Source organism: Ruegeria sp. BE10 (genome assembly GCF_056538905.1).
Map to the genome: position 1 here is coordinate 181,591 of NZ_JBQFTX010000009.1, position 12,883 is coordinate 194,473.

Consider the following 12,883-nt stretch of genomic DNA (forward strand, 5'->3'; position numbering starts at 1 on the left):
AAAAGGAATTTTGCCCTTACAGCTTCCTAGTCTATAAAAGGTCGCGCGGTGTTTTGCCGGCGAAGAAAGCGTCTAAATTGTCCAAAGCGCGAAAGCCCATGGCGTCCCGGGTTTTAGTCGTGGCGCTACCTATATGCGGCAACATGAAGATGTTTTCGTGCGCTGCGAACTTTGGATTTCCGCCCGGTTCTGTCTTAAAGCAATCAAGCCCTGCGGCAGCCAGCTTTCCACTTTCAATGGCTTGCAGCAGCGCGTCTTCATCAACAAGAGCGCCACGAGCTGAGTTGACGAGTATTGCATCGTCAGGCAGCGCAGCCAACCGTTCGGCATTCATAAGGTCCAGAGTTTCGGGCGTCGCAGGACAGTGAAGCGATAAAAAGTCGGCCACTGGCAAAAGAGTATCGACGCTTTCGTGATAAATTGCCCCCTGTTCCTTATCCGGTGACAGGCGGGTGCGGTTGAAATAGTGAACTTCCATATCAAACCCGCGTGCTTTTGTTGCAAATGCCCGACCCACGCGCCCCATCCCGACGATGCCCAAGCGCGCACCCGTGAGTTGCTTGCCGACCATGAAAGATGGGCTCCAACTGTCCCAAGTACCTGTACGCATAAGGCGATCGCCTCGGACAGCGTGTCGCGCCGCACCAAGCATGAGCAACATTGCAAGTTCCGCCGTAGCGTCAGAAAGGACATCTGGTGTATTTGTCACCACGATCCCCCTTGCTGCCAAGGCCGGCAAGTCGCAATGGTCCACACCAACAGAATGGTTCGCGACAATTTTTAAACGCGGGTCAAGCTTTGACACGACCTCTGCTGAGAAGTGTTCCGAATGGCAGGGCATTATTGCGTCTACCTTGGAACTCATCTCAATGATCTCTTCTGACGTGCCCGGAGTATCGGCTTCGTTCAGGATCACGTCATAATCCTTTCGCGCACGGGCAATGGTTGCGTCGGACACGCGGCGCGGCAGCCATAGGACTGGTCTGTCACTCATGCGTTCAGTCCTTTTTGACGGCGTCTTCCCAGAAATTATAAAGCGCCAAGGCAATCACAAAGACCGCAATACACAGGAAAGGCAAACCTCCCCAAAACCCGGCAAAACCAGTTGAAATGCTGTGTGCAAGGCCAAGAACAAAAACCATCATCAGACCGGTGCCGATAATGCCCATAAGAATGTTTGTAAGTCGCGACATCGTTTTATTTCCTTACTGTTCTTGTTCGGCGAGGGTGCGTTGTACCCATGATGCAGTGCGCAGAAGCCGGTCATCTTCCTCGACTGCGCCAATCAATTGCACGCCGATTGGCAGGTCATTCTGTCCAACCAGCAAAGGCAAGGTGAGGCACGGTAACCCCGCCAGCGTCCAAGTCAGGCAAAAGACTGAATCGCCAGTATGCCCTGCTGTCAGTGGCACGGCCTCTCCTGTAGCAGCAGGGGCAAGGATTGCATCGAATTCGGTGAAGTATTCTGCGAAAAAGCTTTGAGCAGAGATCATGACAGCCAAGGCATCTTCATACTGCGCCAAGCTTATTTCTGTTCCTCGGGTTATTGCAGACTGCATCTCAAGGCTGAGTTCCGGCCAATGAGCTTCGGAAATCTCAACCATGTTCTCGCGAATTTCGTAATCGTAGATCGTTTTGTGAACATTAATGAGGTCAGCTAATTGACGGGATGCCGAAAATCGCTCGACCCGACCGCCCAAGCCTTCGATAACGGCATTAAGGCCTTCGACGGTATCCACATCCAAACGATCATTGAAGGGAAAATCCAGCCAGGCGATGTTCGGTTCGACAGGCACCTCTGCCCGCACGCCTTTCAGCATGTTAGCCCGCGGTCTGGCAAAGCTGGCGGGATCGGCTTGGTCATAGCTAGACAGGACGTCTGTCAACAAAGCTATGTCTTCCAGAGAATTTGCAAATCCGCCGACATGATCCAGCGACACAGATGTGCGAAAGACACCGCTACGCGAGATTGTTCCGCGGGAGGGTTTGAAACCGTATACGCCACAATACGAGGCGGGGCGGATCACCGAACCACCGGTCTGGGTTCCAATCGCCAATGGAACGTGCCTGGCCGTAACTGCAGCGGCAGATCCGCTGGAGGACCCGCCCGGAGTTCGGCTGTGATCCAAAGGGTTGGTGGTGTCGGCCGGATTCATGAAGGCAAATTCAGTGGTCTTGGTCTTGCCCATGATCACCGCTCCGGCTTCACGAAGATGCTCGACCAGCCGAGCGTCCGTCTCAGGTTGGCGGCCTGAAAAAATTGCTGATCCGCGTTGCGTGGGCATGTCTTTTGTATCGACAATGTCTTTCAGTCCGACGGGTAAACCATGTAGCGCACCTATCGCCCGCCCTGCCTTGCGAATACGATCCAGCTCACGCGCCTGATCGAGTGCCACGCCGGTGTCCAGGTATGCCCATGCCCGAACCTTGTCATCCGTTTCCTCAATTCGCGCTAAGCAGGCCTCAACCAATGCTTCGGATGAAATGCGTCCGGTTCGGATAGCTTCGGCGGATTGAACCGCCGAGAACAGTGACAGATCATGCTTGGTCATGGCACCCAAACCCCAAACAGATAATCAGGAAGCCACAGGGCGATCCCCGGGAACTGATACATCAGCACCATGCACAGGATCACGATAGCCAGATAGGGCATCAGACCTTTGAAGATCTCCATCAACTGGATCTGGTTCTTCAGAACCCCTTTCAGATAATAGGCTGACATGGCCATGGGAGGCGTCAGGAATGAGGTCTGTAAATTCAGTGCAACCAGCATCGCGAAGAAATACGGATTGACCCCAAACGTATCCAGCATCGGCAGAAAGATCGGCACAAAGATGATCAAGATCTCGGACCATTCAAGCGGCCATCCGAGCAGGAAGATAATCAGCTGAGCAAGGACCAAGAACTGCCAGGGTTGAAGGTTCATACCGACGACCCAATGCTCGATCACATCGTGTCCACCAAGATAGGAAAAGATCGAGGCGAAGGTCCAAGAGCCGACAAACAACCAGCACACCATGGCCGTTGCCTTAGCTGTGAGAAAGACACTCTGTTTGACTTTGTCCCAAGTGAGCGATCGATACAGCATCGCCAGAACCAAACCGCCCAATGCGCCCATTGCCGCCGCTTCAGCCGGGGTCGCCAGACCACCAAGGATAGAGCCAAGCACCAGCATGATCAAAACGGTCAAAGGCACAAACGAAACAAGCAAGTCCATATAAATTTGCCGTTTCGGAGGAATGTCTTCCTCTTGTGGTTTTGGTGCCAGCGACGGGTTTATCCAGACGCGCACCATCACATAGACGATGTATAACCCCGCCAACAAAAGACCTGGGAAAACTGCCGCAGCATACAGGCGCAATGGTGATAGCTCTGCAATGGCGGCATAGACGATCAGCATAATCGACGGTGGGATCAGAATGCCCAAAGTTCCACCCGCACAGATAACGCCAGAGGCGAAGCTGCGCTGATACCCGGCATTCGCCATCGCAGGATAGGCAAGCAGACCCATCAGAGTAACAACTGCACCAACAATCCCAGACGCGGTCGAGAAAACTGCGCAGGTCAGCAGCGCCGCAATGGCCAACGAGCCCGGTAGATTTCGCGCCGCCATGTAGAGCGAGAAGAACAGGCGATCGACGATGTTCGCCCTCTCGACGACGTATCCCATAAATAGGAATAATGGGATGGCAACTAACGTATCATTCTCCATCACCGAATAGGTGTTTTGGTTCAGGAGGTAGAAGATGTTGTTGTTGAAGATGTCCGCAATGGTCTCGGGCGCGGACTGGTAGTAGGCGTAGTACCCAAAACCGACACCCATGGCGAGCAACGTGAACGCAATGGGAAAACCCAGCAGCACCAAAACAATGAAGAGGCTGAGCATCAGGATGGCGACTTGTGGATCAGTCATCGCTGCGACCTCCTTCTTGAGTGCCAGTTGTTCGAATTTTGTCGATTGTATTTTCCATCAACATGTCTTCGGTTTCCCGCACGTCATCGAGCCGCTCGAGCCAGACGCCATTTCGCATCGCCAGCCAGCACCGGGCCATTTCGGCAAGGCCTTGAAGCATAAGAAGGAAACCAGCGACCGGGATCAGGGTTTTGAAAAAGTAAATCTGGATGCGCGCAGGGCTGTTCCAGCTGACCTCTTCATAGCGCCAACTGTCTTTCGCGATCTCCCACCCGTACCAGAACAAAGCGAACATGCCGGGAAAAAAGAACAGAATGTATAGAACAAAATCGACCCGAGCCTGCCAGCGGACAGAGAACAGCCGGTACAGAACGTCGCCGCGGACGTGCGCGTCTTGCGCCAGCGCATAGGCCCCTGCCATCAGAAACAACGCGCCATACATCTGGACCATCATGTCGAACGCCCAGACGGTTGGCTTGTTCAGCACATACCGGACGAACACTTCGTAAGACACGGAAAGTGTCAGAATTAGGATGCACCATCCAAAGGCTTTGCCGACCCATTGGCTTAGCCCTTCGATGGCGTGGATTGTCTTGATCAAGGTCAGTTCCTCGCCTGTTCTGCCCGGAGTTCAGGAGGCCGCGCCACAACGCGACCTCCTCATTTCAAAGGTATTCAGGCCTCAACCGAAGTAGTGCTTGTACGCAAGCTTGTAGTCCGGTTGGTTCAGGTTGAGATAATTCATCACGGTCTTCGCATAGGCCTTCTGGCTTTCAATTACCTTTGCGAAGAACGGATCCTCGTTGGCAATCCGTTCAACGACCACATCCCATGCATTTAGCTGTGCCTGCATCACACTGTCGGGGGTGCGATAGACGTTAACGCCCTGCTCCTCTGCCAGTGTGACCAGATCCTCGGAATAGCGCTTGGTGTTGTTCCAGTAGAAGTTGGAGTTTTCGGCTTCTGACGCATACTTCAAAATGGCTTGAAGCTCAGGCGCAAGGGCGTTGTATTTGTCCTTGTTGAACGTGACCTCGAAGAATTCCTGACTCTGGTGGAACGACGCAAGGTGATAATGCTTGGACACATCCTGCATCCCAAAGTCACGGTCCGACGTTGGATTGTTGAATTCCGCCGCGTCGATCAGACCTGACTTCATTGCTGGCTGAATTTCACCTCCCGGCAGCTGTACGACCGACATTCCCATCTCAAGCAAGACATCTGCCGCAAGACCAACGGTGCGGTACTTCAGACCATTCATTTGATCTGCGCTTGTGATTTCTTCTTTGAACCAGCCAAGCGGCTGAGCCGGCATGGGTGAGTTGAAGAATGATACGACGTTGAGGCCCAGAATGCCCATCAATTCGTCGAATAGTTCCTGACCACCACCATAGTTCACCCAACCCAGAACTTCCTGGCTGGACCAGCCAAAGCAGGGGCCAGTTCCAAAGAGCGACGCTGTCTTTGACTTAGAGTACCAATAGGCCGGCACGTAGTGCGCTGCATCCAGAACGCCGCGGTGAACAGCATCCTGCATCTGGCTTGTTTTTACGACGGAATTCACGGGCAACAGTTCGATCGTGAGTTTCCCGCCGGACATTTCGTTCACGCGGTTAACGTAAGACTGCGCGTTTTCCAGAAAAATACCGCCTCCCCAGGCGGCCTGCATCTTAAGGTTAGTTCCTTCCTGAGCATGGACAGCCGGAGCTGCAAGCGCACCGGCGCCCACAACGGCAGAGCCACGCAGAAAATTTCTGCGGTTCAAAGATTTTGTCATGTTTCCTCCCTTAACTGGGCCTTGACCGATTTTGCCTCGGCATTGGCACCAATCCGCTCTCCAGCGGATAAGAGTAACGATAAGACAGATTCCAAATATTTCAAAATAATTTGGAAAACTCTTGAAATTTGGACAATAAATCCAATCAACTTATTGATTATTTTATATTTTTATTTTTCATTTTTTTACCCCGCTGAACGAGCTAGAATCTTTCAGCAAGAAACTGAGCATTGGTTGCCCTGAGTATGAATGAACAAAAAAACTCGCTTCGCCGAGGACGCCCGCGCCTAAAAGCGAATGAGGAGAAAGCCGAAACATCGCCCGTTGTTGCGCTGGATCGCGGCATTCGCGTGCTGATCGCTCTCTCAGATACGCGCTGCGCGACACTTGCGGAACTGGCCAGAGTCACGGCAATCCCAGTCGCGACGGTACACAGGCTTCTGACCACGTTGCAGCAGCGAGGCATGGTTGTTCATTATGCCGAGCAAGGCAAATGGCGAATTGGACCGCAGGCCTATCGGATCGGCAGTACGTTTGAAGATGGATCAAATTTGCTGGAAGTCGCACCGTCAGTGATGCGCACACTGTCAGAAGACACCGGTGAGACAGCAAATCTGGCAATCGAAGAATGTGGGCAGCTATTGTTTCTCATTCAGGTCGAATCCGATAACCCAATTAGGGCTTCTTTCAAAAACGGAACTGCGGCGTACTTTCACACATCCGGTGTGGGAAAAGCTATGATGGCATTTATGGACGAGGCCGCGGTTGAGACCCTTTTGGCCCCACAAACACTAGTCCGCCAGACGCCCAATTCCATTACAGACCTGCAAGAGCTGAAGTCAGTACTCCGCAAGTCCAGACAGCGTGGATGGGCCTTGGACGATGAAGAACGGTTTTTGGGTATGCGTTGTATTGCTGCGCCTATCTTCGACTCGCTGGGCAAAGTTGTTGCGGGCGTTTCGGTTTCCGGTCCAGTTACAAGATTTCCCGAAAACAAGCTTGAAGGTCTGGCGGCATCGGTTGTCCAAGCTGCCAAAACCATTTCAGAAAGGCTCCAAAATTCCCCAATTGGAAGCTGATTGCATAAACGCCGCAGGTTTTTGAAACTTGTTGCGACTTTTGAAATTTCGGTGAAACGCCGCGGCACTGGATGGGTTTTTTTAGGGGCAGTGCCGCAAAAAACGCTGTGGAATGCGCTAATTCTCGGCTTGGGACAACGATTGACATTGTGACCCTCATCCAATGGCTCTGGCCATCACACTGTCAATACGAAAGATAAATTCTCTGTGATGTGATACAATAAGCCCGAAAAACCTGAGGGGGGCAACGTGGATCAACGATTGCGTGCCTGGCTGAGTCGCCTGGGATTGGAGAGCTATGCTTCGTTGTTGGAAGAAAACGACGTCGACATTGAGACTCTGCGCCATCTGAATGACGAGGACTTGAAAGACCTTGGCTTCAGCCTTGGGCACCGTCGTCGCCTGCTTGCGGCCATTTCGCCAGCGGCACAAGCCGTAAAGAAAGACACGATTGAAAACGCAGCACCCGAGCGGCGGCTGCTTACTGTTTTGTTCGTTGATATTGTGGATTCCGTTGTCCTCTCAAGACAGCTGGACCCCGAAGAGATGCGGAATCTGGTCACAAAGTACCAGTCGGCAGTTGTATCAGCTGTCCTTCGGTATCAAGGCTATGTCGCCAAGTTTCTCGGAGATGGCGTTTTGGCCTATTTTGGGTGGCCCGAAGCCCATGAAGATGAAGCTGAACGAGCAGTAAAGGCAGCAAAAGATGCCTTTGCAGCAATCCAGGAAATTCACTCACAAGACGGACGGCAACTCCAAGCGCGTGCAGGTGCAGCTAGCGGAGAAGTTGTTATTGGAACAATAGTTGGCGATGTCATGAATGATGACGCCGCCGTCATCGGGGCAACACCTGGCTTGGCTGACCGGCTTCAACGCCTGGCGCGGCCATACGAAATTGTTGTTGGCCCATTAACCCGTCAACTCTTGGGCCGCCGTTTTGAAGTGGAAGACACTGGCCAACATGAATTGAAAGGGTTTGACGAGCCTGTACAAGCCTGGCGCGTCGGCACGGAAACAACTGTCGAAACACGTTTTGAAGCATCCCGGTTCCAAGGTTCAACGCCATTGGTTGGACGAGCTTCGGACCTTCACTTAATTCGTGATGCATGGCAGCAAGCAAAGGCAGGATCGGGTCAAGTGATTTCATTGACCGGAGATCCGGGCATCGGCAAATCGCGATTGGTAGAAGAAATGCGGCACGAAATCTCTGGAGACAGGCGTTTCGGCTATCGTTACCAATGCTCTCCTCATCACACCAACGATGCCTTTTTTCCATTGATCACCGGGATGCGGAGAGCAGCCGGGATTGCAGAACAGGACTCGGTAGCGGCGCAACTTGAAAAACTAGAGAACATACTTGGGCTGACGGATATCCCGTTGACCGAAAGCGTGCCTCTGATCGCGTCGCTGTTAAGGGTAGAAACTGAAGGGCGCTACGATGCCCCGGATTTCCCTCCGGTGCAATTGCGCCGCGCGATAATTCGCTGCCTGATAGATCAAGTGCTGCGTATGAGCGCGCAGCACCCGATCATCATAGTTATTGAAGACATCCATTGGGCCGATCCGTCGACGCTGGAGCTGCTGCAAAACATGATTTCTGAGGCCGCCGAAGCGCCAATCATGTTATTGCTAACGTACCGACCGGAATTTCAGCCTGATTGGAACGACTGCGGCTATTGGCGTGAGATTGTCCTTAGTCGGGTCGGTCGGCGGCAATCTTTGCGGATATTAAACTCCGTTTCTGGGGGAGACGTGAGCGAGGAAGCCGCCGCGCAAATTGTTAAACGTGCCGATGGCGTGCCGCTCTACATTGAGGAACTGACCAAGGCATTTCAAGAGGCGGGGTTGAGCAGTGGGGATGTTGTTCCCGCCACGCTTCACACATCGCTTTCAGCACGCCTGGATCGGCTTGGGTCGGCAAAAGCGATTGCTCAGATTGGATCCGTCATTGGGCGTGAATTCGATCACAAAGACATTGTGGACTTGTCGGCAGAGGTCGGCATGGACTGCCTGCAAGCGCTTGAAAAACTTGTTGAATCTGGATTGATACTCCGCATGGGCGTTCCGCCAATGGCAAGCTACATGTTCAAGCATGCTCTCGTCCAAGATGCTGCCTACTCCACTTTATTAAAGAGCCGACGCCACGAGTTGCACTCAGCATTTGCCGATCTGCTTGAAAGAAAAAGTTCTGATAACAATGGCGAGACCGCAGGAATTGTGGCCCATCACGCCTTTCTTGGCGAGGATTGGCCGCGTGCTTTCCGAGAGTTTCGCAGAGCAGGCGAAGACGCGGTTGAACGCTCGGCGCTGCGCGAAGCAGCAGGCCAGTTCCGCAGGGCGCTCGAGGCTCGCAAAAAATTTGAAATGGATGCCGAAACTGCAACCGCAGCAATTGATACGAAATTTGCGCTACGGAACGTTCTTTGGGCACTGGGGCAGTTCGCCGCTATTCTAGATCCACTTGACGAAGCCGAGAAGTTGTCGCTCACGTTGGAAGACGATGTGCGCCTTGGTTGGGTTTCCGTTTATCGTGGCGCAAGTTTGTGGCAAGTCGGACGCTCGGCTGACTCCAAGGCGGCCGCCCAACGCGGGCGCGATATTGCTCGGAATTCCGGTGATCGGTCGCTGGAAGTTGCGGCTGATTTTTACCTTGGCTGTACATTCGTAACCTCTGGTGAACTGCGCACAGCCGAGAAATACTTCGAACGCGTTGTTTCAAATCTGCCTGGCGATGCTGCGCTCGAAAAGTGTGGGCTGCCTTTTGCACCTGCGATTATCGCCCGGTCCTGGCTGGTCTGGTCTTACGCCGAGCGTGGCGAATTCGAACGTTCTTTACATCATGCAGAACAAGCCGTCGCGCTTGCGAATCTTCAAGACAATCCTTTCAACCGCGCTCATATCGGTTACGATATTGGCTATTATCAGATTGTACGTGGTGACATCGCGGCTGCGCGTGCGACTCTTGGCAACGCGAGTTCGATCATCGACGTTTGGGGCCTCACCTATCTATCCCCCTTCACGAACGGTTTTCTTGGGTTTGCTGAAATCCTGGCAGGAGAGGTTGAGACGGGCCTGGCGAGGCTTGAACAGTCTTGTCAGTTGTATGATGACATTGGGCTTGGTTTGTTCAAGTCCCTGGTTTTTACCCAGCTGGCCTTCGGATATCTCAAAGCCGGTCGCATTGAAGACGCATCCAAACGTCTCGGTCGCGCACTCGAAATAGCGCGCAGTCGTGGTGAACGCGGTCACGAAGCATTTGGTTTGTTTGTGATGGGCGAAGTCTTAAGCAATGCAGGCGCAGGTGAGGAATACGACGCGATGAAATGCTATGAGCGTGCCTTGGAGATTTCAACTGAGCTGGAAATGCGCCCATTAGCGGCACAGTGCGAACGCGGGCTGAGCCGAATTAAATCCACGGTGGGGCATACCAATGCCCAAGATCCTATGAGCCGGGAAAACAAGTTCTTTGATGGACTTGGTCATCCCAGGGACAAACGAACCTAGGCGCATGTTGAACAACGGTGTGAAGCTGGAAGAAGCCTCTCGAGCAGAGGTTAGGGGCTTCTTGGGACAAAGCGAAAAAACAGATGAAATTTTTTTGAAGGATAGGCATTTGTTTGATGCTTGTTGCGCGAGACTTACGATGTGCGACAAGACTGATCGCTAGATCTTTACGTTCACAGAACGATTGCGAACCTGCGATGAGAGCCCACTACTGCCGTTAATCATACTGCAGCCATTTGCTCTCGCGCGCGTTCAAGCGTGATGAGTTTGGATGCTGAGATTCCCGTACCCAGAACTTTCACACCGGTCTGCAGCGGATAGTTTTCACGCACAAAATCCCCTGAGGACTGCTGTCGCCGGGTCCTCTTCAGCGTCTTTAAGCCAGGTGTAGAATTCGCCCATACGTGTCTGACGTCAGCAGCAATTGGACAATTCAGGGTTTTCGCATAGAGGAGGGTTTCCGGCTCATCGTAGGCTTCAAGGATCGAAGATCAGACGGGAACCATCGCTACCAATGCCGGTTAATGCAACAGCGCCAAGGGAACCGTTCAAATTGAGCTGGCTGTTAACTGCGCGTCACGCACCAGTCAAGAAGTGATACGGCGTCATCCGGCAGCGATATGGCAAGGCCGTCAGCGAAGGCCTGAAACTGTGGGATGGATGCAGGCCCTACGCCAACCAGCACCGGAACACCGTGTTCCAAGGCCTTGCCCATCACCGAGCGGAATCCACGGCCAGCGCATTCCTCGGGGCCGAACTTATTCAGTATGAACAGATCGGCGTTCTCGAAACTGCTTTGCTCCACTTGCGCCACGGCTTCGGCAAGCGCACTGGGATCCAATCTACACGCCTCCGAGCCGACACCGAGGTTCTGCGTAATCTGGATGACCGCTCCATCTGGCAGTACTCGCACGCTCATATCGCACCCATCCTGATAAATCGGCGAATGGCTCGCCTCCTTCACGATTCCGCGCAGTTCAAACCCGTTGTTGTTCAGCTCATCGGCCAGTTCCGATAACAACCTGTCAGCTTCGCCCCGTTTCTGCGAAGAGACGTATGCAATTTTCATCCCTCTGTCCTTTCATTGTATGCCGCACTCACTTTCGTCTGATGCCTGCGGCCGCTCAAAACTGGGCGCCGTGGTGTTCCTCTGAGAGCAGGCATAAATCCGATCAGAAAAGCAGTCCAGCCAAGGCACCACAGCACAGCTACGCAGAGTACGAGAGGAAGATCCGGAAAAACCGGTGCCGCAATGCGAATGCAGGTTGCAATCCAGATCGCCCAAACTCCAATGGTAAACCCCCAATTGGCCCTCAAGCCACCTTCGGTGGTATGCGCTGCTGCCCGGCCTGCGATCGCCATAATCATTCCGGCCATTCCGCCGATTGTGATGGCATGCAAGGCGTCCGCCCTAGGATAGAACGACGGTGCAAACCCCGATAAACCCACGGCGATCAAACCAAAGGGTACCCAAAAAAAGGCCAGGTGCAGTGCCACAAGCAATGGGTTCCCGATGATCGCCAGCGTCCGCCATTTGAGCATTGACCACAAAACTGCCAATGCCGCACAAATCATCGCGAAATATGCCAAGTCTGATGCGCCAATCAGTCTGGCCGCAATGGCCAAACCTAACAGCACCTGCGGTATGACCAAAGACTGAGTGCTCGGGACCAAAGGCCCGACGCGGTCGTGGAGAGTAAGCCAATTACCTGTGAAAGCAGGAATTGCGCGCAATCCGATGTTGATCATCAGCAATGCAAGACCAAGCAGAAATACATCAACCATTTTCAGGCTTCTGGACGGGGACCCCATCAGCGTCGCGGTCAAAAACAAGAATTCACCGATACCAAGCCCCACTATCGCACACACAAAGCCAAGCTTTTGATAGATGCCCGCCAACAGAAGTTGAGTTCCGATTACAACCGCCAGTAAGAGAAAATACCCGGCATTGAAGACGACAAGCAGCCCGGAAGGCACGAAATCCGCCAGCGCCATAGCAACACGCGCAAGGGCCCACAACGCCAACAATGTGATCAAAACTCCACCCTGAACCGGCGGTCGGCCTGTCCAGCTTGGCAATGCCGTCAGCAGATACCCACCAATCGCCGCGCCAACAAAGCCAAAAATCAGCTCGTGAACGTGCCAGATAATTGCAGGCTCAAACGCTGGACCAAAACCATCAGTCCATGCGCTTAGGGGCCAGAGGGCAATCGTGAACAACGCGCAAAGAAATGCCGCGGGAAACAGGACACGGTATGGGACGATCTTGCGCGAAGTCATAGTGTTGCGCTGGTCAACCCTGATCACTCCGCGCCACGCACGCCAATCAGGAACCCGTCGTTCAGCTGGAAATCAGGAGCGCCGGGCAGAAAGTCATCCGCCATAGCTCCTCGCCCAACATTTCGGTCGAGACGCTGGCGACACGGTTCACGTTTTTGCGCAATAAAGGTCAAAGAACGCGACAGGGGCGTAAGCAGGACAACCCGCAGCGCGCCCGTCACGCGGCAGAGCATATCAGAATAGGGTTTTGAGGGTTCGACAAACAGACCTCCTGCTGTTTTAGCAAGGTTTACCACACGGGTTTTGCTAAGCTTCCTTTGGCGCGAAGGA

10 protein-coding genes are annotated in these 12,883 nt (G+C 53.3%); 2 read left to right on the plus strand and 8 right to left on the minus strand.

Annotated features, from left to right (window positions below; all coding sequences use genetic code 11):
- Positions 1 to 31: 31 nt before the first annotated feature.
- The 6 genes from ACR0M2_RS18220 to ACR0M2_RS18245 all read right to left on the minus strand — a co-directional run bounded on the left by ACR0M2_RS18220 (position 32) and on the right by ACR0M2_RS18245 (position 5,690).
- Positions 32 to 994: a 2-hydroxyacid dehydrogenase gene (locus tag ACR0M2_RS18220; RefSeq protein WP_170350801.1), complete on the minus strand. Its 963-nt coding sequence runs from the start codon at positions 992 to 994 to the stop codon at positions 32 to 34.
- Positions 995 to 998: 4 nt separating this feature from the next.
- On the minus strand, positions 999 to 1,193 hold the full coding sequence (locus ACR0M2_RS18225) for a hypothetical protein (protein ID WP_170350800.1): 195 nt from the start codon (positions 1,191 to 1,193) through the stop codon (positions 999 to 1,001).
- A 12-nt stretch (positions 1,194 to 1,205) separates the two neighbouring features.
- Entirely contained in the window at positions 1,206 to 2,552 is a 1,347-nt protein-coding gene (locus ACR0M2_RS18230) for an amidase (RefSeq protein WP_480706436.1), read from the minus strand.
- A complete protein-coding gene (locus ACR0M2_RS18235; RefSeq protein WP_170350798.1) occupies positions 2,549 to 3,913 on the minus strand; it encodes a TRAP transporter large permease in 1,365 nt (454 codons plus the stop codon). Before ACR0M2_RS18235 ends, ACR0M2_RS18230 begins: the two co-directional genes overlap by 4 nt.
- Positions 3,906 to 4,514 (minus strand): TRAP transporter small permease subunit, encoded by a 609-nt coding sequence (locus tag ACR0M2_RS18240; protein WP_170350797.1) that lies wholly within the window; start codon positions 4,512 to 4,514, stop codon positions 3,906 to 3,908. The genes ACR0M2_RS18235 and ACR0M2_RS18240 overlap by 8 nt, the downstream gene beginning before the upstream one ends.
- An 81-nt stretch (positions 4,515 to 4,595) precedes the next feature.
- The gene (locus ACR0M2_RS18245) at positions 4,596 to 5,690 is read right to left on the minus strand and encodes a TRAP transporter substrate-binding protein (protein WP_170350796.1); all 1,095 of its coding nucleotides are present in this window, start codon (positions 5,688 to 5,690) and stop codon (positions 4,596 to 4,598) included.
- 245 nt (positions 5,691 to 5,935) lie between these two features.
- Here ACR0M2_RS18245 and ACR0M2_RS18250 point away from each other — a divergent pair, with 245 nt between their 5' ends.
- Positions 5,936 to 6,769 (plus strand): IclR family transcriptional regulator, encoded by an 834-nt coding sequence (locus ACR0M2_RS18250; protein ID WP_480638882.1) that lies wholly within the window; start codon positions 5,936 to 5,938, stop codon positions 6,767 to 6,769.
- 249 nt (positions 6,770 to 7,018) lie between these two features.
- Positions 7,019 to 10,273 (plus strand): adenylate/guanylate cyclase domain-containing protein, encoded by a 3,255-nt coding sequence (locus ACR0M2_RS18255; RefSeq protein WP_480706438.1) that lies wholly within the window; start codon positions 7,019 to 7,021, stop codon positions 10,271 to 10,273.
- A gap of 565 nt (positions 10,274 to 10,838) precedes the next feature.
- Here the strand turns inward: ACR0M2_RS18255 and ACR0M2_RS18260 are convergent.
- Together ACR0M2_RS18260 and ACR0M2_RS18265 are read right to left on the minus strand one after the other, a co-directional pair.
- Complete coding sequence (locus tag ACR0M2_RS18260; protein ID WP_480706440.1) at positions 10,839 to 11,342, minus strand: DUF2478 domain-containing protein; 504 nt, start codon at positions 11,340 to 11,342, stop codon at positions 10,839 to 10,841.
- On the minus strand, positions 11,339 to 12,553 hold the full coding sequence (locus ACR0M2_RS18265; protein WP_302478559.1) for an NnrS family protein: 1,215 nt from the start codon (positions 12,551 to 12,553) through the stop codon (positions 11,339 to 11,341). The genes ACR0M2_RS18260 and ACR0M2_RS18265 overlap by 4 nt, the downstream gene beginning before the upstream one ends.
- Between the last annotated feature and the right edge of the window lie 330 nt (positions 12,554 to 12,883).